Annotated in this window: 17 protein-coding genes; 6 read left to right on the forward strand and 11 right to left on the reverse strand. The window is 53.0% G+C overall.

Annotation, left to right across the window (positions count from 1 at the left end):
• Window positions 1-169: 169 nt before the first annotated feature.
• Window positions 170-7711 carry a PKD domain-containing protein gene (locus AB0A83_RS16915; protein WP_367156177.1) on the forward strand — a complete coding sequence of 2514 codons (7542 nt, stop codon included), beginning with the start codon at window positions 170-172 and terminating at the stop codon, window positions 7709-7711.
• Between the two features lie 171 nt (window positions 7712-7882).
• Window positions 7883-8380 (forward strand): transposase, encoded by a 498-nt coding sequence (locus AB0A83_RS16920; protein WP_150050423.1) that lies wholly within the window; start codon window positions 7883-7885, stop codon window positions 8378-8380.
• A gap of 279 nt (window positions 8381-8659) precedes the next feature.
• Here the strand turns inward: AB0A83_RS16920 and AB0A83_RS16925 are convergent, their stop codons facing one another.
• Both AB0A83_RS16925 and AB0A83_RS16930 read right to left on the reverse strand, forming a co-directional pair.
• Entirely contained in the window at window positions 8660-8872 is a 213-nt protein-coding gene (locus AB0A83_RS16925) for a hypothetical protein (protein ID WP_367154788.1), read from the reverse strand.
• 65 nt (window positions 8873-8937) lie between these two features.
• Window positions 8938-9480 (reverse strand): helix-turn-helix transcriptional regulator, encoded by a 543-nt coding sequence (locus tag AB0A83_RS16930; protein WP_367154789.1) that lies wholly within the window; start codon window positions 9478-9480, stop codon window positions 8938-8940.
• A gap of 43 nt (window positions 9481-9523) precedes the next feature.
• Here AB0A83_RS16930 and AB0A83_RS16935 point away from each other — a divergent pair, with 43 nt between their 5' ends.
• The 3 genes from AB0A83_RS16935 to AB0A83_RS16945 all read left to right on the forward strand — a co-directional run bounded on the left by AB0A83_RS16935 (window position 9524) and on the right by AB0A83_RS16945 (window position 12277).
• Window positions 9524-10255, forward strand: coding sequence for a cytochrome b/b6 domain-containing protein (locus tag AB0A83_RS16935; protein WP_232056688.1), 732 nt, complete (start codon window positions 9524-9526; stop codon window positions 10253-10255).
• Window positions 10256-10399: 144 nt separating this feature from the next.
• Window positions 10400-11101, forward strand: a complete 702-nt coding sequence (locus AB0A83_RS16940; RefSeq protein ID WP_232056689.1) for a hypothetical protein — start codon at window positions 10400-10402, stop codon at window positions 11099-11101.
• A 96-nt stretch (window positions 11102-11197) separates the two neighbouring features.
• Complete coding sequence (locus AB0A83_RS16945) at window positions 11198-12277, forward strand: hypothetical protein (protein WP_150050427.1); 1080 nt, start codon at window positions 11198-11200, stop codon at window positions 12275-12277.
• A gap of 150 nt (window positions 12278-12427) precedes the next feature.
• On the opposite strand, the gene AB0A83_RS16950 is transcribed toward AB0A83_RS16945, so the two are convergent.
• A complete protein-coding gene (locus AB0A83_RS16950) occupies window positions 12428-12922 on the reverse strand; it encodes a retroviral-like aspartic protease family protein (protein WP_150050429.1) in 495 nt (164 codons plus the stop codon).
• Between the two features lie 164 nt (window positions 12923-13086).
• Here AB0A83_RS16950 and AB0A83_RS16955 point away from each other — a divergent pair, with 164 nt between their 5' ends.
• Complete coding sequence (locus tag AB0A83_RS16955) at window positions 13087-13515, forward strand: hypothetical protein (protein WP_367154790.1); 429 nt, start codon at window positions 13087-13089, stop codon at window positions 13513-13515.
• Window positions 13516-13782: 267 nt separating this feature from the next.
• Here AB0A83_RS16955 and AB0A83_RS16960 read toward each other — a convergent pair whose 3' ends face one another.
• The 8 genes from AB0A83_RS16960 to murC form a co-directional block, all read right to left on the reverse strand.
• Window positions 13783-14916: an IPT/TIG domain-containing protein gene (locus AB0A83_RS16960; protein ID WP_150050433.1), complete on the reverse strand. Its 1134-nt coding sequence runs from the start codon at window positions 14914-14916 to the stop codon at window positions 13783-13785.
• A gap of 629 nt (window positions 14917-15545) precedes the next feature.
• A complete protein-coding gene (gene lpxC / locus AB0A83_RS16965; protein WP_150050435.1) occupies window positions 15546-16472 on the reverse strand; it encodes a UDP-3-O-acyl-N-acetylglucosamine deacetylase in 927 nt (308 codons plus the stop codon).
• Between the two features lie 84 nt (window positions 16473-16556).
• Window positions 16557-17717, reverse strand: a complete 1161-nt coding sequence (ftsZ, locus tag AB0A83_RS16970) for a cell division protein FtsZ (protein WP_150050437.1) — start codon at window positions 17715-17717, stop codon at window positions 16557-16559.
• Between the two features lie 39 nt (window positions 17718-17756).
• Window positions 17757-18983, reverse strand: a complete 1227-nt coding sequence (gene ftsA / locus AB0A83_RS16975) for a cell division protein FtsA (protein WP_150050439.1) — start codon at window positions 18981-18983, stop codon at window positions 17757-17759.
• A 65-nt stretch (window positions 18984-19048) separates the two neighbouring features.
• On the reverse strand, window positions 19049-19783 hold the full coding sequence (locus AB0A83_RS16980) for a cell division protein FtsQ/DivIB (protein WP_150050441.1): 735 nt from the start codon (window positions 19781-19783) through the stop codon (window positions 19049-19051).
• Window positions 19774-20718, reverse strand: a complete 945-nt coding sequence (locus AB0A83_RS16985; RefSeq protein ID WP_150050443.1) for a D-alanine--D-alanine ligase — start codon at window positions 20716-20718, stop codon at window positions 19774-19776. The genes AB0A83_RS16980 and AB0A83_RS16985 overlap by 10 nt, the downstream gene beginning before the upstream one ends.
• A complete protein-coding gene (murB, locus tag AB0A83_RS16990; protein ID WP_367154791.1) occupies window positions 20715-21605 on the reverse strand; it encodes a UDP-N-acetylmuramate dehydrogenase in 891 nt (296 codons plus the stop codon). Before murB ends, AB0A83_RS16985 begins: the two co-directional genes overlap by 4 nt.
• Complete coding sequence (gene murC / locus AB0A83_RS16995) at window positions 21602-23020, reverse strand: UDP-N-acetylmuramate--L-alanine ligase (protein WP_367156178.1); 1419 nt, start codon at window positions 23018-23020, stop codon at window positions 21602-21604. Before murC ends, murB begins: the two co-directional genes overlap by 4 nt.
• Window positions 23021-23026: the final 6 nt, after the last annotated feature.

The following is a 23026-nucleotide window of genomic DNA, read 5'->3' on the forward strand; positions in this document are numbered from 1 at the left end:
ATGCCCTAACGCAAAACATCCTCCACTTTCATCGCCGGCACCATGCCGCGCCTTCATGAACGTTAGGTAATTATCACCATGCAGGGGACCTGCCATGCCCATTACAACCCATAAACAGCTCTCGACTCACCGAATTCTGTTGACTGCAATCGGTTGCATTTTCTGGCTGATGATAGGCCTGCATCAATCACCGGTTTGGGCGGCATCCGTGGTTAAAGGCATCCGGCTCAGCAAAACCAACCCGGTTGAAAATACCGCCAATCAGACCTTTGATAGCTATATCACGCTGACCAACACCACTAAGAACAAGTCGATTCACGGCCCGTTAGCCCTGATCATCAAGAGCATCAACCGCAAAAATGTCACCGTCGCTTCATCCGACGGCAGCATCAACCACAAACCATACCTATACATTCCCTTACCCACCGGGCTATTGGCGCCGCAACAAACCCTGGGCAGCCTGGTAATCCGTTTCAAAAATCCCGGCAAAAAGTCGTTTAAATTTGTTGTTCAACTCATCACCCAACTGCCGGACATTCATACCATCCCGCCCAACCATCCCGCTGTTGCCCACGCAGGAGAAGATCAGACCGTTACGGTCGGCACTACCGCGCAGCTCAATGGCAGCGCTTCCAGTGATCCCGATGGAGATGCACTCGCCTATCAATGGAGCATTCTAAAAAAGCCGGAAAACAGCAGTACCCAGTTGACGGCAGCCGACCAGCCGCTGGCCGGTTTGCCGATCGACCAACCGGGCCAATACCAATTGAAACTCATCGTCCACGATGGCCAAACGGCCGGATTTCCGGATAGCGTGCTGCTGGACACCAACGGCTCGGCCCCCATCGCAGATGCCGGTTTACCCATAACCGCCGCTCACCGGGCCACGGTGACCTTAGATGCTTCAGCATCCCGCGGCAACGACGCCCGAACCTTGACCCACGCCTGGAGCTTGCCGCGCAAACCCGGTGGCAGCAAAGCTAAAATCACCCCGTTCAACGCCGAAAGCCCCACGCTTACCCTGGACAAAAAAGGCCGCTATATCGCCCGTTTGATTGTCTCCGACGGCCAACAAACCAGTGACCCGGCGACTGTCGCTATCAGCACCGGCCAATCGGCGCCGGTTGCTAATGCCGGAAGCGACATTGGCCCCGCTCCCCCGCAACAACCGATCCAGTTGAACGGAGCCTTGTCCTCGGATTCCGATCAGGACCCACTCAGCTATCGTTGGTCTTTGTTGTACAAACCGGCAGACAGCGCCAGTCAACTTAGCGATACGGACAAACAGCAATCTCAAATCACCCCCGATACCGCTGGCGATTACATCGCACAACTGATGGTGCACGACGGCCACTACTACAGTGCTCCCGATACGGTCTGGATTAAAGTGCGCGATGGCGCAATCAATCCCGGCAATCAAGCCCCTAAAATCACTTCGACAGCTGTAACAATAGCCTATGCCGAAAAACCCTACAGCTATGCTGTCGCGGCCGTCGACGCCGATAACGGCGACGTTTTGAGTTACACATTGACGGCTCCGCCTACAGGCATGGGCATCCATGCGCAGACCGGAGCGATTAGCTGGACGCCGTCGGTCAATCAAATTGGCACACACCACGTTACGGTCAATGTCACGGACGGCAATGGCGGTCATGATGCGCAAAGCTTTCAGGTCACGGTAGAGGACTCGCTCACCGCCGATCAAACCCGCGTCCCCAATCTCGTTGGCGCAATGCGCAATACCGTGCAAACTACACTTATCCAAGCCAACATTGTATTAGGCGGCGAAACCTTTCAATACAGCGAAGGCGTGGCGGAAGGTCAAATTATCAGCCAAAGCCTGACTGCAACCAGCATTGTTGATAAAGGCACAACCATCGATTTGATCATCTCATTGGGGCCAAACAACAACCTGCCGCCCAATCCGGTCGTCGTCGCCCCCAAGCAGGATCAAACCGTCGCCACCACCACCCAAACCGCCGGTCAATTTCTTTACACCGGCGATAATCCCATCCAAACCGGAGTGGCGGCTGGAACCATAGAGACCAAACGGGCCGCCGTCATACGCGGCAAAGTACTGGACAAAGACAACAAGCCGTTGCCGGGCGTGACCGTTACCATTAAAGATCATCCCGAATTCGGCCAGACTCTCAGCCGCGCCGACGGGCAATTCGACATGGCTGTGAACGGTGGCGGTTACTTAACGGTGAATTTTCAAAAATTAGATTATCTCTCTGCTCAACGAATATCTAAATTGGCGTGGCAGGATTGGTCCGTCATCGAAGATGTCGTTTTGATTCAAGTGGACAGCAAAGTTAATTCCATCAATCTGAACGGCATCGACTCTGAATTTGCCGTAGCCGAGGGTTCCACGGTTACCGATGCCAGCGGCACACGTACCGCCACACTGGCCATTCCCGACGGTACCAAAGCCTATGTTTACGATGCGGACGGCAGCGTAAAACAGACCGATACCCTGAGTTTGCGCCTGACCGAGTACACAGTAGGTACTAACGGTTTAGCGTCAATGCCCGGCCCATTACCGCCGACCAGCGCTTACACCTATGCCGTAGAACTGAAAGCCGATGAGGCAGCGTTGAAGAAAGACGGTAAAGATGTGCTGTTTAATAAGCCGGTGCCGTTTTATGTGGATAACTTCCTCAATATGCCGGTAGGGATTGCCGTGCCTTCCGCTTATTATGATGCGGGCAAATCGGCCTGGATACCTTCAGCCGATGGCAGAGTCATCAAAATCATATCGGTTAACAATGGGTTAGCCAATATCGACAGCAATGGCGACAACACGGTCGACACCCCCAGCCAATTGGCGGCTTTAGGCATTACCGATGCCGAACTCGCCACCCTGGCGGGTTATCCGGCTAATAAAACGATATGGCGCGTACCTTTATTACATTTATCCACATATGATTTGAATTATGGGGTCAGCGCCGAGGCAGGCTCCACCCCCCCAAGTAATCCGGAAGCCAAGTCACCCGACAGCAAACCCGACTGTCAGCGCCAACAAGCCGGATCAATTATCGGTTGCGAGGGCCAAACCTTATCGGAACAAATCGCCATCACCGGCACGCCACTCTTTATACGCTACGACTCCGACCGAATGCCGGGGCGCAAGGCCGGTTACAGTCTGGATATACCCTTAAGCGGTGAAACCGTTCCCGAGGTATTGAAACGTATCGAACTGGAAATCAGTGTGGCTGGTCGCACGTTCAAACAAACCTATCCCGCCCAAGCCAAACAGCGCCATCATTTTGAGTGGGACGGGCTGGATGCCTATGGCCGTTTACTGCAAGGTCAACAGCAAGCTACCATCAAAATCGATTACGTTTATGACGGTTATTACAACCTGCCGCCGGCTATGGCCAGCAGCTTCGGCGCGGCCAGCGGGCAACGTATTCCTGGAAATATTCCCGCGAGACAAGAAGTCAAACTCAGCCAACAGCAAACAGCCAATATCGGCATTGCAACAAATAGCCATGCCGGCTTGGGTGGTTGGAGCCTGAATGCCCATCATCGTTACGATCCATCGTCGCAAATACTTTACCTGGGGGATGGAGCGGTAAGAGATACTGAAAATTCAGGTATCAAAACCGCGATTATTTCCACTGTAGCGGGCACGGGTATGTCAGGCTACCTTGGGGATGATGACCCGGCTTTATTGGCCCGTTTGGACAACCCCATTGATGCGGATGCGGCGATTGACGGCAATCTATACATTACTGATTTCGGCAATTCCTGCATCCGGCGGGTTAATCAGAATGGCATTATCAGCCGTATCGCCGGTATTTGCGGTTCAGCAGGGTTCAGCGGTGATGGAGATCAGGCAAATCTGGCAAAAATTTCGCGCCCCCTAGGTTTGACTGTGGATTCAAACGGTACGATTTATTTTATTGACGCCGGAAATAAGAGAATTCGTAAGATATCAGCCGATGGCATTATTACTACAATCGCTGGTATTGGTGTGGGCGGATTCTCTGGCGATCAAGGGCCGGCGATAAATGCAAGGCTGAATCCAAACAGTAGTTCTAGCAACATCTGTGGCGATATTTCGGTTGCCGCTGATAGCACCCTATTTTTTGCCGATTGCGGAAACCACCGTGTCAGAAAAATTTCTCCGGATGGCATTATTTCCACTGTTGCAGGGAATGGTAACGCGAATTTCTCCGGCGATGGCGGCCCGGCTTTAAATGCGGCTCTAAACAAACCCATTGGCGTTGCTTTAGCCGAAGATGGCAGTTTCTATATTACCGATTCGAACAATAATAGAATTCGTAAAGTAGCTGTTGACGGAGTTATCTCAACCATCGCCGGTAATGGTTCCGCTGGTTTTAGTGGTGACGGTAGTAAAGCAACAGTAGCGAAAATTAATCACCCGATTGTTGCTGCAATAGGAAAAAACCAAACGATCTATTTCACCGAAGGAGAAAATCATCGTATTCGTCAAATAGATGCAACCGGTATTATTTCAACAGTAGCCGGCACCGGTAGTAATGGCTACTCTGGAGACGGCGGTTTGGCAACCTCGGCCAAGTTGAATATTCCTAACGGCATGTCAATCGACCCACTGGGGAATTTAGTATTTGCGGATTATTTAAATCATCGCGTTCGTCGCATTACCCCGGCACTACCGGGCATCGGCATAACCGATATTGCTATCCCTTCCCAAGATGGTTCACAACTCTACCGCTTTGACGCCTCCGGCCGCCATTTGGAGACCAAAGACACCCTGACAGGCAAAACCTTGCTGACCTTTGCTTATGACGCATCGGGTTTACTGAGCAAAATTACCGACCTGGACAACCACGTCATCAGCATCGAACGCGACAGCGTCGGCAAGCCAACTGCCATTGTGTCCGCTTTTGGGCAACGCACCAGCCTGTCGCTAGACAATAATGGCTATCTGAATGCAGTTACCAACCCCATGGATGAACGCTATAAAGCCAGTTATACCGCCGACGGCTTATTAACCACGCTTGAAAACCCGCGCCAGTATGCGTCGACGATGAGTTACGACGTTTCAGGTAAACTGGTTTCCGACACCCATGCCGAAGATGGCAGCCAAAGGCTGGCGCGGACGGACTTGGACAACGGTTATGTCGTCATGCACACCAGTGCCGAAGGACTCCAAACCGTATACTCGGTGCAAAACATAACCGGGGAAGAAATACGCCAAACCAGCTGGCCGGATGGCACTTCTGCCATAACCCGCCGCAAAGCCGACGGCACGGTAATCGCTACCGCCGCCGACGGCAGCGTTACCACGTCCGTCAGCAGTCCCGATCCGCGCTTTGGCATGTTGGCGCCGCTAGTCACTTCGCAAAAACTGACCACAGGTAATTTGACGGCTACCGCCACTGGCCAACGCAGCGTGGTGCTGAATAATCCGGCCGACCCGTTAAGCGTAAAATCTCTGACCGACAGCCTCACCGTCAACGGCCGTACCGCCACCAGCAGCTACGATGCCTTAAGCCAAACCGTCACGGCTACCAGTCCGGCCGAGCGGGTGACCAAGGCTGTGCTGAATGCCAAAGGCAGAGTCAGCCAACTCCAAGTCGCCGGATTATTGGCAAGCCATATCAGTTACGATGCTCATGGACGTTTAGAGTCGGTTTATCAAGGCACAGACGCCGAACAGCGAAAAATTAACTACACCTACAATCCGCAGGGCTATCTGGCCAGCGTACTCGATCCGCTCGGCCGGGAAGTGCAATTTCAATACGATCAGGCTGGTCGGGTCACCACGCAAACCCTGCCCGATGGCCGGCAAGTGTTATACAGCTACGATGCCAACGGCAATCTGGCGTCCTTAACGCCGCCCGGTCAACCGGCGCATCTGTTCAACTACACCGGTATCGATCAAACCGCAAAATACCTGCCGCCCGACGTTAACGCGGGAAGCAACGATACCGTCTACACCTACGATAAAGACAAAGCCTTATTATCCGTAGCCCGGCCTGATGGACAGAGTATTGAACTCAATTATGACAATGCCGGCCGCTTGTCGTCTTTGCTGCTGGAACCAGCCGACCAAACTCTGGCCGGTTACGCTTATGATGTCAACACCGGCAAATTGACGGGAATTACTACCCCGGATGCCGAACTTGGCTTTAGCTACAACGGTGCATTGCTGACCCAAACCGCCTGGACGGGTACTATTGCAGGCACAGTCGACTACGCTTATGACAATGATTTTCGCATCACCTCGATCACTCTCAACGGCGCGAATACTGTTAGCTATAGCTACGATGCCGACAGCTTATTGACCGGCGCCGGTGATCTGAGCTTAACCCGCAGCAGTCAAAACGGCCTGCTCACCGGCACCAAACTGGGCAGTATGTCCGATAGCTACTCTTACAATAGCTTTGGTGAACTATCCGGCTACGAAGCCAAATACAACACGTTCTTGCATTTAAAAATCGCCTACAACCGCGATAAATTGGGCCGCATCACCCAAAAACAGGAAACCAGGGGCGATGTGCTCAATACCTTTGATTACCGCTATGACGACGCCGGTCGTTTAGTGGAAGTCAAAAAGAATAACGTCGTGCAATCCAGCTACAGCTATGACGACAACGGCAACCGCCTGAGCCTTACCAAAGGCGGCGTCACCGAAAACGGCAGTTACGATGCCCAAGACCGGTTGCTCACCTACAACGGCGCTAGCTACAGTTACACCGCCAATGGTGAATTGCTAAGTAAAACCGTAGGGGCGGCGGTTAGTCAATACGACTACGACGTGCTGGGCAACCTGAAAAAAGTCGTGCTGCCCGGCGGTGGCCGCATCGACTACCTCACCGACGGCCAAAACCGCCGCATCGGCAAAAAAATCAACGGCAACCTGACCCAAACCTTCCTCTGGCAAGGTCAGTTACAGCCGATTGCCGAACTAGACGGCAGCGGCAACGTGGTCAGCCGGTTCGTCTACGCCACCAGCGTCAACGTGCCGGATTACATGATCAAGGGCGGCGTCACCTACCGTTTGGTCAAGGATCATTTGGGCAGCCCCAGGATAGTGGTCGATGTCGCTACCAATACCGTGGCGCAGGAAATGGAGTTTGATGAGTTTGGCCGGGTGATCAAAGATACCAATCCAGGGTTCCAGCCGTTTGGGTTTGCGGGGGGATTGTATGATAAGGATACTGGGTTGGTTCGGTTTGGGGCTAGGGATTATGATGCTTTGTCAGGGAGGTGGACTAATAAAGATCCGGTAAGATTCAACTCTCATGAATCCAGTTTTTACAAATATTCTTCAAACGATCCGATTAATTTAGTTGACTATTTTGGTTTAAAAAATGAACCAAGAGGCGATTTTGCCAGTGATTTAGTGGAATTAGCTTCATGGGCATGGGGTGCTGCAAGAATAGGGGCAAACGCATATCAAAATGCTGCAAATTTCTATTTAACAGAATTTGGATATGTGCATTCCAGCCTAGCCTTTCATAGACTCGCAGTTAGTTTGTCATGGGGAGGCGTTTTTTTTGTAATTGAGGGGGGGTATCCTCTTATCTTGGGAGATTATGGACCTTGGTATGAGTTTGGCGTACCAGCTGCTTATGAGGATCTACAAAACTCTTATGAATCTATTAGTGATTTATTAGAATATCATTTGGATAATTTTTTTGATTGGGATGGGTTATGTGCCTTGGGCGGGACGGGGTATGCACCCCGTCCCAAACGTTTCAAGCCAGTTTGAAGGTAATGTAAACGTTACGGACGGATTAAATAATCCGTCCAGCAAGTAGCTGAGCGTGGCGGGGTATTACCCCGTCCCAAACTTTTCAAGCCAGTTCAAAGATAATGCAAACGTTACGGACGGATTAAATAATCCGTCCAGCCCCAATTATCAGAGGTAATTTGATTAACCATGCCCTCCCGACGCGTAGCAACCGAGTTAAACGCCGGCACCTATTACGTCACCTTGACGGTCGCCCGTTGGTATTATTTGTTCGATCGCTTCGAACGCTGGCAAATCCTGGCGGACTCGATCCGTTATTGCCAAGAACATAAAGCCTTGCATCTCAACGGTTACGTGTTCATGTTGAATCATTTGCATTTGATCGTAACCTCCCCGGATGTCGCTGGCTTTTTACGGGATTTCAAACGTTTCACCTCCAAACAACTGAAACAAAACATCGAAACCCACGAGCCGCGCATTTTGCCGTTATTTACCGACGAAGCCGGGCAGTATCAGTTTTGGCAAAATACCAACGCGCCCAAGAAAATTGAAAATCCGGCGTTTTATCGCCAAAAACTCAATTACATCCACGAAAACCCGGTAAGAAAAAATTACGTGGAAAAACCGGAGCATTGGCGCTGGTCATCCGCCAATCCCCATACCCCGGTTAATGTGATGTTTTTATGATGGCCGTACAAGGGATAAAAGCTGAATTTGCCGACAAGCAAACACCATGCTAACTTTTCAACCCTTTTGGGCCCTCGCCACTCGCTATCGTGTTGCTACGAGTAAAACCCTCTTCTTAAACTTCGCAAAAGCGAACGACCGCTCAACGCCAACGACACGCCTCAGCATAGATGGCCGGGTTAACCCGCGTAGGGAGGAAGCCGATACGACTGCTGGGATGCAGGAGGTAGAGCAACGCATGGAGCAGTTGCCGAGGCGTTCCGCCATTTTGGGATCGGTTTACCGAGTTCCGCCGAATGCCCCCGCGTCAGAATAGTTGTCGCCCAGCCACACGTAGTTGCGGGCGCTGCCGTTGCCGGTCTGTTCGTAGATCAAGCGGCCGGCGGTATCGTTTACGTAGCGGGTTTGCCCGGCCCCATGGTTTTCAACACCCGCCGCCGGCCGTTGCTTATACCGATGTCTATTCCGCCGGATAGTCCACGGTCGGATCATTTACATTCCAAGCGCAAGGCGCAAGCGGCCTAGAAATTCAACTCCAAGGACAAACAAGCCGACACTCAGTTCTCATCGGCTTCGGATTGCGGCCCATTCGGCATTAATAAGTCTTCCAGAAAAAACGCGGAGAGTTCGATGCGGTTATTCACCCCCGCCTTACGGTAAATCGCCCTAGCCTGGTCTCTTATGGTTCGCTCGCTCGAGTGCCGCAGCTCGGCAATTTGTGCGTGGCTTAACCCCTTCAACATGAACATGCCAACCTCAGCTTCCGCCCGGGTTAACTGCCAACTATCGAATTGCTGCTGAATCTGTTTGGCCAAGCCGACGATCAAGTCCCGATTGGCATCGCGCCAATGCCGAGCTTGCCGATTGGCCAGCTCCAGATCGTGTCTCAGCAAAGCGATCTTCGCTTGTGCAGACAAGCAATACAATCGCCAGAAATAAACGATCCCGGAAAGCGACAGCGACAGTATGCCCAACTCCAGCAGTAAATGCTGCCAGTGCACGCCTTCCCGGTAGTCTCCGACCATATCCAGGGCAATCAACACGCAAATCATCAGACTGATGAGAATCGCCCAAAGGTTGACACGTTTGTTTTCGATCATCGATTGCTCCCAAAATTGAGTCAAAAACCCCCTTATACGTCGGATGACGGATGCAGGAAAAAACGAATTTCCACACTATATGTGCAAGTTTCAAATTGGAGCGCCGCACAGTATGGCAAAAGATTCAAAAAAAGTGAAAGTTTGGGATCCCGTAGTACGAATCGGCCACTGGTTGTTGATACCTGCCGTTTTTACCGCGTATTTCAGTGAAGACGACTTGATGCCACTGCACATCGTGGCGGGCTACGTCGTGAGCACGATCGTCTTGATTCGTTTGATTTGGGGTTTTTGTGGTAGCCGTTACGCTCGGTTTGCGGATTTCGTATATTCACCTGCCGCAATCCTCGCCTATTTGCAACAGATGCTTTCAGGCAAATCTCAGCACTATATCGGCCACAACCCGGCCGGCGGTGCGATGGTCGTCGCTTTGCTGCTAAGCCTTGCCGCAACCTCGCTATCAGGTTTGAAATTGTATGCACTAGAAGAAAACGACGGCCCCTGGGCTTGGGCCGCAGAAATTGCAACATCTAACGGCTCGCCGCAACATCAAATCAAAAGCGGATTAGCCTCACCTTCGGCCAACACCGTTCTTCCCGCTACCGATAAAAAATCCGAAGAATTTTGGGAAGAATTGCACGAGTTGTTTGCGAACCTGACTCTGGCATTGGCCACATTGCATATCACCGCAGTCCTTTATTCGTCCCGGAGAGAAAAACAACAACTAATTACAGCCATGTTGAGTGGGGTTAAGGAAATAGACGACTCCTATAAATGAACCTCCCACACAGATAACCCGCTAGGTGACGAACAATACGCCCACTAACTCGTCTTCAAGAGCGGTTTTCGCTTCACTTCAACCAAGCCTTCATGTAGCTCGAACGGCCGCTTGATAACTTGAATTTTCAACGAGAGGTATCCAATGACGCATACACCCGTTTTTCTTTGTACCAGCAGCATGTTGATCGCTACCGCGGCATTTTCCGTCGCCAGTTTTGCAGCAGACATACAGATCGGTTTTAGCGGCAAGACTTTCGCCTCCAGCGTCGTGCAATGCGCTGCAGACCCTAACGGTAGTGGTGAGCAAGTGCCGAGCGTGCAAGCCGGTTTATTCAACGCCAAGCCTGGTACTAGTGCCGGCGTTTTCGTGAACGGCTCGCGGCTGGCAGTCGTGACTACTGCCAATCCGAGCACCGGCGTAGCTCTCGCCGACGGCAACAACAGCGTGGTCGTGCGCATCAGCAAAAAAACCGCCGACCGATACGCTTTTACCGTACAACCCGGAATGTGCTTGCTTCCCGATACCTCGGGCAACACCTTCAGCAACGACGGCTCATTGGAATACGCGGCCAGCGGCAAGTCATACGCAACGGTCACGCCGGGTTGCGCGCTGAATCCGGCTACCGGCCTTAGCCAGCCTTACGTCAACGTGTTCGATAACGGCACTTATCTTTTGAACGTGTCTATCAACGGCACCCCGTTGACCCAGCTCAACGGCACCACTCGCCCTAAAACCCCGGTATTTTTGAGTGCCGGAACCAACGTCATTTCGTTAGCTAACGCTTATATATCCACCGACTATTTCATCCGCGATGGCGGAAGCGGCAATTGCACCTTGCCTTAAGGAGTCTTTCGGCCGCGCACTGCTGCCGATTGAACCTTTATTACAAATCGAACATTTACACCCGCCAACCCATAAAACATTCAATTGAGGCACATCATGAATAAACTAAATTTCGCCGCCGCGGCACTCAGCGTTTCCGGTTTATTGGGCAGCGCAATTGCCAACGCCAGTACCACCTACGGTACCTTGGGCAACTTCGACGTCTTCAACGATTCCACCAGCAATACCTATTACGGATTCGAAATCGAACTGGAAGGCATAGATCCTTCGGCAATCGCCAACTACAACGGCCAGTACTATACCTTTAGCAATTGGCACTACGGCTCCGGGCAAGTATCCGGCGGCAACGGCATCACCAGCATCCGCTATTTCGACGGCGGCGTACATAGCACCGTGCCGTATACCACAGCCATCACCAATACCGGCGGACACTCTTGTATTACGATTGCGGGCTGTGAGCACTTCGGCTTGGCCCTCAATCAAAACCCGACCGCCTCGCGTTACTATTGGCTGGATCAAAATGGCAATCGCAGCACTCCGGTCAACTTGATCGGCGCACCGATAGTCAACGTCGTGCAACCGCAACCGGCTCCCAACAACCCGGCACCGGTGGTGCAATTCGTGGTCGAAGCACCCGAGGCTCCGGAAGCGGAGCCGAACCAGCATTTTTCCGATGCGGTATGGGTAAAGGTCATGAAAACCGAACTGGATTTGGAACACAAGGCCGATTTGAACGACCTGATGGCCGACAATCCGGACCAGATCGCCGACGAGAACGACCCTAACGCAGTCGAAGTGGAATGGAAGCTGATGCAACGCGATTTGCGTTTGGCTGCCGACGACCCCAAAAACCTGCTCGATAGCGGCGAGCAAGAAGCCGGGGCTGATGCGGAACAAGTATTAAGGACCTACCAATACTTTGCGTTTACCGGCAGTTACGATCCGGAAAGCCACGAAGCATCTTGCGTGGAAATCGGTTCGTGCGAAGACGATCTCGCCAACGATCCGGCCAACATCGAGTTGTATGTCGGCAGGCTGCTAGGCCAACAAATGATCGCCGCCAATTTGGATGGCCCTATCGTCTTTCCGGCTCAAGTACCTGTTCCGGGAGCGGTTTGGTTGTTCGGTACCGCATTACTGGGTTGGTTGAGAGCTATTACTAAACGTTCGGCCTAGATACAAAATCCCCGGCCGATTCCTAGGGATAGGCCGGGGGCAATTCAAGTTCGCTTAGCCACGCTATGCACCGAATAGCCGCCACCGTTTAGACCGTAATTAGCCGGTGCAAAACGACTCCGCGTTACGCAAACGAATGATGAAGGGATGTTACTGATTGCCCGCAAGTTCCAGCGAAAGCGCCTTACAATCGCTAAGAATTAAATGATCGGGATCCACCGATAAGGCAAATGGAGCCACTTTCTTCAACGCGCTTAAACCGAGAATCTGACGCTCGGTGCCTTTGAATACCGCCGCCTCCACGTCGCGCACGATACAGCAGCAGCCGATGTTGAGTTTCGCGATGCGATAAATCGGCACAATCACATCGGACCCGTCGGCCATAACCCCCGAAACTTGTTTGACATAATCCACGTTTCCGCGCTCTTTAAGTAAATCGAGGGTAGCTTCGTTGATTGTTACATAATCGGACCCCGTATCGACCATCAAATCGTTCCCGGCGATTCCGTCAAATTCAACCTGAACATAAAAAGTCGCCGTACCCTTTTTGCTCATAGGCACCGTAGTGGCGAATTGACCCGCTTGGGCAAGAGGCAACCAAAAACACAAGCTAAACAAGGACAACCGGACGATTTGTGCAAACATGGTGATTCCGAAAATAAATTGCGCCACACTTGCAGCTTACCCAGCATATCGCATGCCATTAAAAAATATGTTTAATTACATTATCTTATAAAAAAACCGACTTTAGTCTCCGCACTTGCAAGCACCAAAAAAGAGCGTTATGATGAATAAAATGCACCATATCAATGCAAATCGAACAAACGGCTAGCGGAAAAAGAATTGCGAATTTAATATTGATTCGATATATTAATGTCATTCCTTATTCACCTAAGGAATCCATGCGGGGGTTAACTTCATCAATCGACAGGGGTACTACTATCATGAAAAAAACAATTCAAATCACAAGCTTGCTTGCGGCTGTGGCAACGGCTTCAATTTCAACCAGCGCTTTTGCGGAAACCGACAACTGCAATTCCTTCTGGCCGAAACTACCCTACAATTGCGTATTACACCGCGGCAAGGCGCTTCCCGCCGAACGCGCGGACTTTTCCGCATTTGAAACGGGTACTACCAAAACCTCTTCTATCGACAAGGCTCACTACACGCATCGATCCATTTCCAGATACGCGGCAAAACAACTTCGCCCGCAATCGACCGAAGCCGAGAATAGATAAATTCAGCACTGTGTCGGAGTGCCGTAGTTGCCGACAAGCGCGTACTCAATCCTCTCATACAGCATCCGACCGAACCCGTTGCTCACAATACCGCAGTCAATGTCGCCGACTTTGATTACCCGCATTTTAACCTTGAGCACCGCCGTCCAACCTGGCTAGAACCTAGCCAGGCACCGCCCGAAAAACAGCAATCGCCTAGCTTGCGGGTAGTAAACCCCGGCAAGAACATCTACGAAGCATACATCTCGGAATTGGCTCGACAGCAACTTAGGGAATGTCTATCTGCTGGGCCGCGCTAATAATGCCGTTGTCTTTTTGCACCGTAACCCAATGTTGGCCGGAAGCAAGTGCATCGGTCAGATAAATCGAAATGGCATTATTTTTCCAAACATCCGCCGCAAGCTCCTCGCCGTCCAACATGACTTTACCCATGATTTTGCCGAAACCAACCCCTTTTATTTTCAGTTGGTCGCCAGCTGACGTTTGTTTCCGGTTTATGCGACTGATCTTCGGCAATACGATGGAGGTTGATTTCAGCTCGATAGGTAAAGCTTCGTCGCTAAATTGATACTGGCCCAGACCTTTAATCATCCCAACCCCTTTGGCAACAAAATACGTCACGGCGACTTGCTGCGAGTTTACCGTCGAGCCGTCGAATACCGGCAGCACGGTGTCTTGAGCCACCTCGACCACATTCGCATACAGCCAATTTCCGACTGGGTATTGGTCATAGTACTGTTTGATCTCCCACCGTTCCGGCGATGCGACACTGGAATCATCCAAGTCCCGGCATTCGGAACTGCCGAACATTTTTGCACAAACGCTTCCCTGAAAATTCAGAGTAACGGGAGCTTGCGCACTGTAAACATAGCCGACTCCCAGGGTATCCAGATCGTTTCTATCCAAAAACCATTCGCTAGGCGGTGAAATTTGCGCAACCAAATCAGCTACGACTTTAGCCGTTACTCCGCCGGCTGCGACCGAAACTTTGAAATCCGCCGTTTCGTCGCTGATCAAGATTTTTCCTTCGTCGCCCGACAGCAGATTTTCGACGATTTTCATACTGAATCGGCCGCCTGCGGTTCGCGTGCCCAAACGAGCCACTAAATTTCCGCTGATTTTGGCGGTTCTTTGCAAAGTTTTAGGATCTATCGTCAACAACAGATTGCCGAACTTCAAGCGCAGGCTGTCCAAACCTTGCAACTGGCCGCCGGTAATCACGATAGGTAGGCCATTATTGATGATATAAGTCCATTGCAATTTCAGCGGCTTGCCATTGTCCTTGTTCATGGTAACCGGCGAAAAAGAACCGTTGCCGCCCCATTCCGCCCACGCCAAGCCGCCGGCAAGCACCGCGGCCAGCAAAGAAAAAATAATGAATTGACGAATAAAACCTTTCATAGCCAACCTCCTGTTTGCGATAGCAACCGGCAAAAAGTAAAAGCCACACGTCAGCGCCGGTAAATTAAACACAACATGTCACCCAGACCGCAACCTTAAGCCATCCTAACGACCATGAAGGCTTGGCAAATGTAAGGTAGTTTGGATAGGGGTCGAACTGACGCCCGCCCGAATTCGCACCTCCGGACAGTCTCCTCGCTTATCTCGCACACCCGTCCCAACGTTCCACCTTCAGCCACAGGCACGGCCCGGACATCGTTTCTTTCGCCAAACGTGTTCGATGCGTTTCAGGCTTCGCCATCTCCCAGCAGGCTCGCCGCCGTGTCCCGCCGAATCGCGTTCGTCTCCGATTGCTCTCCACCCCGTTTCGCAACGACGCAGCTATCTTCAGCTACAGGGCCTTGGCATACCTGACATGGACTTTCACCATGCGATACGTGCGCGCCTTCACAAGCGCACTGGGCGCGACGTATAGTCGCGATGATGGCCTTGCGAATCGCGGCTATGTGTCGCTCCCACCATAACACTCATAATAAGTTAAAGCCGTCAGGGAGGTGTTACTAAGACAAGAGGAGCGGATGCCGGCAATACCGGCATCCGAAAACGGAGAAGAAAAAGGACGGCTCGAGCTAACCTGTAGCCGACATAGCCGCCTTTTCCGAACGCACATAGGAGATAGGCGCGTCTTCGTCCGCATCGAACGACACCATTTCCCACGCATCTTTTTGTTCCAACATACGCAGCAGCAACTTGTTGTTTAATGCGTGACCGGATTTGAAGCCCTTATATTCGCCGATCAAGCTATGCCCCAACAAATACAGGTCGCCGATGGCGTCCAAAATTTTGTGTTTGACGAATTCGTCCGCGTAGCGCAAACCGTCCTCGTTCAAAATCTTGTCGTCGCCGACCACGATGGCGTTGTCCAAGCTGCCACCCAAGGCTAAATTGTTCTCGCGCAGAAACTCGAAATCGCGCATAAAACCGAAGGTACGGGCCCGGCTGACTTCCTTGACGAAAGTCGTTGTTGAAAAATCCATTACCGCGGTTTTCAAGTGGTCGCGAAAGGCCGGATGCTCGAAATCGATGGTAAAGGTCAGCTTGAAACCGTCGAAAGGTTCGAACGCCGCCCATTTATCGCCGTCTTCCACTCGAACCGGACGCTTGATGCGAATGTATTTTTTCGGTGCGTTCTGCTCGACCACGCCGGCCGATTGCAGCAAAAACACGAACGGCCCGGCGCTGCCGTCCATAATGGGTACTTCCGGAGCGCTCAGATCAACCACAGCGTTATCAATACCCAGGCCGGCCATGGCCGACAGCAAATGTTCGACGGTCGATACTCGGATACCGTCTTGAATCAACGTGGTCGACAACTTGGTTTCGCCGACGTTTTCCGGACGAGCCGCAATCACGACCGGTTGGTCCAAATCGACGCGGCGGAATCGGATTCCGCTGTTCGGCTCGCCCGGATGCAAGGTCAAAAGGATCTTGTCACCTGTATGCAAACCGACGCCGGTGGCTCGGATGGTGTTTTTCAGTGTGCGTTGTTTGATCATGAATAACGGCTATGAGAATGCAACGAAAAAACCGGGAAGTCTACCATAAAGCTCAAGGCAACTTCCCGTGCGAATTTTGATCGTCTAGTCCGCCTGCCGGCGCAAAAATGCCGGTACATCCAAGTAATCCAAATCGCCGTCGGCTCTAGGTTGCGCGCCGAAACGACTCTCTCTTGTAGCGGCTTCCGATCTTTGTTGCCGGATAACGGTCGGCTTTTCCAGCTGGTCGTAATTCACTTCGCCGGCCGCGACTTTTTGCACCAATTTGATAGGCGCATTCGCCCGCATTTTTTCGCCCATGCCGGTAGCGACCACGGTCACCTTGATCTGATTGCCCATATCGGGATTGACCGCCATACCGATTTTGATGTCGGCATCGTCAGAGGCGAACGCATGCATGATACTGCCGATTTCGTCGAATTCGTTCAAGCCCAGATCGCCGCATGACGTTACGTTGACCAGAATACCGCGCGCGCCTTGCAAATTGATGTCTTCCAGCAACGGGCAAGCAATCGCTTTTTCCGCCGCCAAGCGGGCGCGGTTTTCGCCGCTGGCGATACCTGTACCCATAATCGCGCTGCCCATATTGGTCATCACGGTGGTCAAGTCGGCGAAGTCGACATTGATCATGCCGGGATGGGTAATCAGTTCGGTAATACCTTGCACCGCATCCAGCAGCACGTCGTTGGCCACCTTGAACGCCTCTACCAGTGAGCGGTTGTTACCCAAGGTCGGCAACAGTTTTTGATTAGGAATCACGATCAACGAATCGACCAGCTTCTCCAGATCGCGCAAGCCGTTATCGGCCACGCCTTTTTTCTTGGCACCTTCGAATTCGAACGGTTTGGACACTACCGCTACCGTCAACACCCCCATCGATTTAGCTTCTTCGGCGAACACCGTAATCGCACCGGTACCGGTGCCACCACCCATGCCGGCGGTCAAAAACACCATGTCGGCGCCGTCGATGACTTCGCGAATCCGCTCGCGAGTTTCTTCGGCCGCCGCGCGTCCAACCTCGGGACGGGTCCCGGCACCTAAACCTTTAGTCAATTCGGAGCCCAATTGCACGATGGTGTCGACATTCATTTGCCTTAACGCCTGCGCATCGGTATTAGCGCAGATAAATTGCACGCCGTCGATGCCGGTTTCGATCATGTGGTTGACGGCATTGCCGCCGCCTCCACCAACACCGACGACCTTTATCACGGCACTACCTATGTTATCCATCAATTCGTACTTCATTTTCACACCCTCCGAACACACTAGTTGTATTTGCTTAAATTAAAAATTTCCTTGAAACCAATTTTTGATGGTTGCCCACAAATTTCCGCCTTCGTCGTTCAACCCCAAAGCCCGCCCGTGATGATCCTTGCCATAGACCAATAACCCCACCGCGGTGGAATAAATTGGATTTTGCGCCACATCGGTCAACCCGGACACGTGCAGCGGCGTCCCTAAACGAACCGGCATATGGAAAATTTCTTCCGCCAATTCGGTCAGTCCCCGTACTTGCGAACTACCGCCGGTAATCACCATGCCGGCGGCAATCAAATCCTCGTATCCGCTACGGCGCAATTCGGCTTGCACCAGCAGCATCAATTCTTCGTAACGCGGCTCTACGATTTCCGCCAGGTTTTGCGCGGAAATTTTGCGCGGCTCGCGGTCGCCGATACTCGGCACGTTGATCATTTGCTGGGGGTCGGCCATGTCGGTCAACGCGCAGGCGAATTGGCGCTTGATTTCTTCGGCATTTTTGGTCGGCGTGCGTAACGCCACCGCGATGTCGTTGGTGACCTGATCGCCGGCAATAGGAATCACCGCAGTGTGCTTGATCGCGCCTTCCGAATAAATCGCAATGTCCGTAGTGCCGCCGCCGATATCGATCAGGCACACGCCCAAGTCTTTTTCGTCGTCGGTCAATACGGCCGAGCAAGACGCCAGCTGCTCCAATACGATGTCATCCACGTCCAAACCGCAACGGCGAATGCACTTGACTATGTTTTGCTCGGCGCTGACGCTACTGGTCACCATGTGCACCTTGGCTTCCAAACGGATGCCGGACATGCCTATCGGCTCTTTGATGCCCTCCTGCTGGTCTATCACGAACTCCTGCGGCAGGATGTGCAGGATTTTCTGATCCGCCGGTATCGCCACCGCCCGCGCGGAGTCGATCACGCGGTCGATGTCGTGCTGAGTTACTTCCTTTTCCTTGATCGCGACGATACCGTGCGAATTCAGGCTTTTGATGTGGCTGCCGGCAATACCGGCAAATACCGATTTAATCTGGCAACCGGCCATTAACTCGGCTTCTTCCACCGCCCGCTGAATCGAATGCACGGTAGATTCCAAATTAACCACGATGCCTTTTTTCAACCCTTTGGACGGCGCCGTGCCTATGCCGATCACTTCGATCTCATCTCCGCCACGGTATTCTCCGACTATGGCCGCGACTTTCGACGTGCCGATGTCCAGCCCCACAAGTAAATTTCGATCAGTCTTTTTGGCCATGTTATTGCTCTAGTAAGCCTACAGTTTCAATTATGTATTCGTTAAATGCACCGGCAACCGGATGATCAATAAGCGGCATGTGCCACCTGCTTCCAGTCGATCGGCGGCGCGTCCGGCTTCCAGGTCACCGCATAACCGTTGGGATAGCGCGTGTCCACGCTCGCCATCATTCCGACCCGTTCGGCGCCTATCAAGTCGATAGTCCGCAAAAAACGCTGCATGCTCTCCAGCGGCGCCTTGCGTCCCAACTGCATTTCCATGCCGTTAGCCAATTTGATCCGCCACGCCCGCCGTTCGTTAACGTGAAATTCGGCCAATTGCATGGATTTATCCCGCAGCACTAGATAAACGCCCTTCATGATTTCCAATAATTTTTTCTCCTGGCCGGCCGGCCCGGTAATCAACGGCAAATTCTTAAATTCCGCGGTGTCGTCCGGCAGCAAAATATCGCCTTGTTTGTTTAACAAGGCCTTATCGCCCCAGCGGACGATAGGCTTCTCTTCCACGATTTTGATATGCACCGCATCCGGCCACACCCGCTTTACATCCACTTTGGCAACCAACGGCAAACTGCTCAGCGACTCCTGCACGGTATCCATGTCGGCGTGATAAAAGCCGCGCTTCAGTTCCGGAGTCAGAAGTTGCTTTAATTTATCCTTATTGGTGTACTGAAACGCCCCTTCGATCCTGACGTAACGGATAGGCCGGCTGGCGGCGTCGGTCGCGTGCCATTGCCGCCAGCCCAAGCCGAGCAATAAAGCCGCTATCACGGCAAATCCGAATGCTCTTATCAGCCGCATGTATCCGCCACGCTGGTTTCCAATATGCGCCAGACCAGTTGCTCGAAATCGACCCCTAACGCTTTCGCCGCCATCGGCACCAAACTGTGATCCGTCATGCCCGGCACCGTATTGACCTCGATCAACTGCGGCTCACCGTCTTTGTCCAGGAAACAGTCGACTCGCCCCCACCCCTTAACGCCTACCACCTCGCAAGCCGTCAACGCCAACGCTTTGAGGCGTTCTTCGGCTTGCGCGTCCAAACCGCAAGGGCAGTGGTATTGGGTAGTGTCCGCTCGATACTTGGCGTCGAAGTCGTAAAATGTGTGCGGCGTTTCCAGCCGAATCGCCGGCAAGGCCTCGCCGTCCAAAATTCCGACGGTGTATTCCTTGCCCTCTATCCATTGTTCCGCGTACACGTCGCAACCGTATTGACTGGCCAATTGCTGCGCCGCCAGCAATTCGCCGCGGTCATTGGCTTTACTCATGCCGATACTGGAGCCCTCCAACGCCGGCTTGACGATGACTGGAAACCCCAGCGCATCAATGCATGCATCGATGTCGCTTGCGTCTTTCAACACAAACCATTTCGGAGTCGGCAAGCCCATCGCCTGCCAACACAGCTTGGTCCGTAATTTGTCCATGCTCAAGGCGGACGCCAACACGCCCGAGCCGGTATAAGGCAGTTCCAAGGCTTGCAATATCGCTTGCAACACGCCGTCTTCACCGCCGCGGCCGTGCACAATGTTAAATACCCGGTCGAATCCTTGATCTTGCAAAGCCCGGATCGGACTGCCGGTCAGATCGATCGCGACCGCATCGACCCCTTGGGCCTGCAACGCCAGAAAAACCGCTTTGCCGCTGATCAAGGAAATCTCCCGCTCGGCGGCGGTGCCGCCCATCAATACCGCCACTTTGCCGAACTCGGCGGCGTTATGAATTTTCAATGCTTTCATATTTTGTCACCTATCCGGCACACTTCGGTTTGCAAGGCGACGCCGAATTGGTTACGCACCCGATCTTGGATATATTCGATTAAGGTTTCGATATCCGCGGCGGTCGCATCGCCGCGGTTTTCGATGAAATTCGCGTGTTTTTCCGACACCATCGCCCCACCGACGCTAAAACCTTTCAAACCGCAGGCTTCTATCAAACGCGCGGCAAAATCTCCGGGGGGATTTTTAAACACCGACCCGCAGGTCGGTTTATTGGTCGGTTGGCTGGCATTGCGTTTGTCCAGCAAGGTCTTGATATGCGTCTGGCTGGCTTGACTATCGCCTGATTGCAGACGCAACTGCGCCGACAAAAACCATTCTTCCGGCAAGCCTCTCACCGAGCGATAAGCCACTTCGAACTCGTCTGTACCGCGCTCCAAAATTTGCCCGTGCCGGTTCACCATCTCGACCCGCTCGACGATACGCCAGGTTTCGCCGCCGAACGCGCCGGCATTCATCGCCAAAGCCCCGCCCATGGTGCCGGGGATGCCTGCCAGAAACTCCGCGCCGGTCAGGCCCAAATCGCTACAAAACCGGGCGACGTGAGCGCAAGGCACGCCGGCCTCGACATACACCCGGCCGGAATCGATTAAGTGCATGTCTTTCAATTTATTGCGGGTATTGATGACCGTACCTTTGACGCCGCCGTCGCGGACCAACAAGTTGCTGCCTAAACCTATCCACACCAAGGGTTCGCCCGCCGGCAGGCTAGCGATGAACCTCACCAAATCGGCTTTGCTGTCCGGGATGTACATCCGACGTGCCGGGCCGCCCACCCGCCAACTGGTGTATTTGGACAAGGGCTCGTCGCTCAGCAGCGTTCCGCGCCAGGTTTCGGCCGCCATCATGCCAAAGCCTCCTGTAATTTCGCCGGCAACTCGGCCGCGATCTGCCCTACGTTACCGGCGCCCATTGTCAATATCACATCGTCTTTTTGCACGATGCCGGCCAAAATCTGCGGCAAGTCATCGCGGTGTTGCACAAATACCGGATCGACTTGGCCGCGAACCCGAATCGAACGACTCAAGGCTTTGCCGTCCGCGCCGGTAATCGGCGCCTCTCCGGCGGCATACACGTCCAGCAGGATCAACACGTCGACGCCCGACAACACGTCGACAAAATCTTCGAATAAGTCGCGTGTGCGCGTGTATCGATGCGGCTGAAACACCACCACCTTGCGCCGCTGCGGCCAAGCTTGCGCCAGCGCCTCCAAGGTGGCCGCCAATTCGCGCGGATGATGGCCGTAATCATCGACCAAGGTCAGCATGCCGCCGTCGAAAGCCACATCGCCGTTGATTTGAAAACGCCGGCCCACGCCTTTGAATTCCGCCAAGCTGCGCACTATCGCGTCGTCGTCCACGCCCAAGGCGGTGGCGATGGTGGTAGCCGCCAGCGCATTCAGCATGTTGTGCCAGCCGGGCAGGTTCAGGGTAACCTTTAACGGCGGCAAACCGCCCCAGCGCAACACGGTAAAATGAGTACGCAATCCGTCTTGATGGACGTCAACCGCTCGCACGTCGGCTTTTTCGTCAATGCCGTAGGTTTTGACCGGTTTGGATATGCCCGGCAGAATGTCGCAAACGCCCGTATCGTCTATGCACAACACCGCCAGACCGTAAAACGGCAACTGATGCAGAAATTTGACGAAGGTGTCCTTCAAACGCTCGTAATTGCCGCCGTAGGTTTCCATGTGATCCTGGTCGATGTTGGTCACAATCGCCATCATCGGCTGCAGAAACAAAAACGACGCATCGCTTTCGTCGGCTTCGGCCACCAAATATTTGCCCAATCCCAATTTGGCGTTGGCCCCCACGCTGTTCAAGCGCCCGCCGATCACGAAAGTCGGATCGAAACCGCCCTCGGCCAGCATCATCGTGGTCAAACTGGTGGTAGTGGTTTTGCCGTGGGTACCGGCCACCGCGATGCCGAAGCGAAAACGCATCAACTCCGCCAACATTTCCGCGCGCGGAATCACCGGGATACGGTTTTCGTAGGCGGCGACGACTTCCGGGTTAGTTTTATCGACCGCCGTCGAAGTCACGACCACGTCGACTCCGGCCACGTTTTGTTGGGTATGCCCGAAATGAACAGTTATTCCCAAGGCTTCCAGCCTATCGGTTACCGCGGAAGCCTTGATGTCGGAACCGGACACCGTATAGCCCAAATTCGACAGCACTTCGGCAATCCCGCTCATACCGGTGCCGCCGATTCCGACGAAGTGGATCTTGTCGATATCGCCCAACGTTTGGGTGGGCATGTGCATCAACGG

This window comes from Methylomonas sp. HYX-M1 (assembly GCF_040741385.1).
Classification (GTDB): Bacteria; Pseudomonadota; Gammaproteobacteria; order Methylococcales; family Methylomonadaceae; genus Methylomonas; species Methylomonas rhizoryzae.

What these genes read in the sequence shown, in the direction of transcription:
- AB0A83_RS16915 (WP_367156177.1), top strand. Translation starts at nt 170, where the DNA reads ATGATAGGCCTGCATCAATCACCGGTTTGGGCGGCATCCGTGGTTAAA.
- AB0A83_RS16920 (WP_150050423.1), top strand. Translation starts at nt 7,883, where the DNA reads ATGCCCTCCCGACGCGTAGCAACCGAGTTAAACGCCGGCACCTATTAC.
- AB0A83_RS16925 (WP_367154788.1), bottom strand. Translation starts at nt 8,872, where the DNA reads ATGATCCGACCGTGGACTATCCGGCGGAATAGACATCGGTATAAGCAA.
- AB0A83_RS16930 (WP_367154789.1), bottom strand. Translation starts at nt 9,480, where the DNA reads ATGATCGAAAACAAACGTGTCAACCTTTGGGCGATTCTCATCAGTCTG.
- AB0A83_RS16935 (WP_232056688.1), top strand. Translation starts at nt 9,524, where the DNA reads ATGACGGATGCAGGAAAAAACGAATTTCCACACTATATGTGCAAGTTT.
- AB0A83_RS16940 (WP_232056689.1), top strand. Translation starts at nt 10,400, where the DNA reads ATGACGCATACACCCGTTTTTCTTTGTACCAGCAGCATGTTGATCGCT.
- AB0A83_RS16945 (WP_150050427.1), top strand. Translation starts at nt 11,198, where the DNA reads ATGAATAAACTAAATTTCGCCGCCGCGGCACTCAGCGTTTCCGGTTTA.
- AB0A83_RS16950 (WP_150050429.1), bottom strand. Translation starts at nt 12,922, where the DNA reads ATGTTTGCACAAATCGTCCGGTTGTCCTTGTTTAGCTTGTGTTTTTGG.
- AB0A83_RS16955 (WP_367154790.1), top strand. Translation starts at nt 13,087, where the DNA reads ATGCAAATCGAACAAACGGCTAGCGGAAAAAGAATTGCGAATTTAATA.
- AB0A83_RS16960 (WP_150050433.1), bottom strand. Translation starts at nt 14,916, where the DNA reads ATGAAAGGTTTTATTCGTCAATTCATTATTTTTTCTTTGCTGGCCGCG.
- lpxC (WP_150050435.1), bottom strand. Translation starts at nt 16,472, where the DNA reads ATGATCAAACAACGCACACTGAAAAACACCATCCGAGCCACCGGCGTC.
- ftsZ (WP_150050437.1), bottom strand. Translation starts at nt 17,717, where the DNA reads ATGAAGTACGAATTGATGGATAACATAGGTAGTGCCGTGATAAAGGTC.
- ftsA (WP_150050439.1), bottom strand. Translation starts at nt 18,983, where the DNA reads ATGGCCAAAAAGACTGATCGAAATTTACTTGTGGGGCTGGACATCGGC.
- AB0A83_RS16980 (WP_150050441.1), bottom strand. Translation starts at nt 19,783, where the DNA reads ATGCGGCTGATAAGAGCATTCGGATTTGCCGTGATAGCGGCTTTATTG.
- AB0A83_RS16985 (WP_150050443.1), bottom strand. Translation starts at nt 20,718, where the DNA reads ATGAAAGCATTGAAAATTCATAACGCCGCCGAGTTCGGCAAAGTGGCG.
- murB (WP_367154791.1), bottom strand. Translation starts at nt 21,605, where the DNA reads ATGATGGCGGCCGAAACCTGGCGCGGAACGCTGCTGAGCGACGAGCCC.
- murC (WP_367156178.1), bottom strand. Translation starts at nt 23,020, where the DNA reads ATGCACATGCCCACCCAAACGTTGGGCGATATCGACAAGATCCACTTC.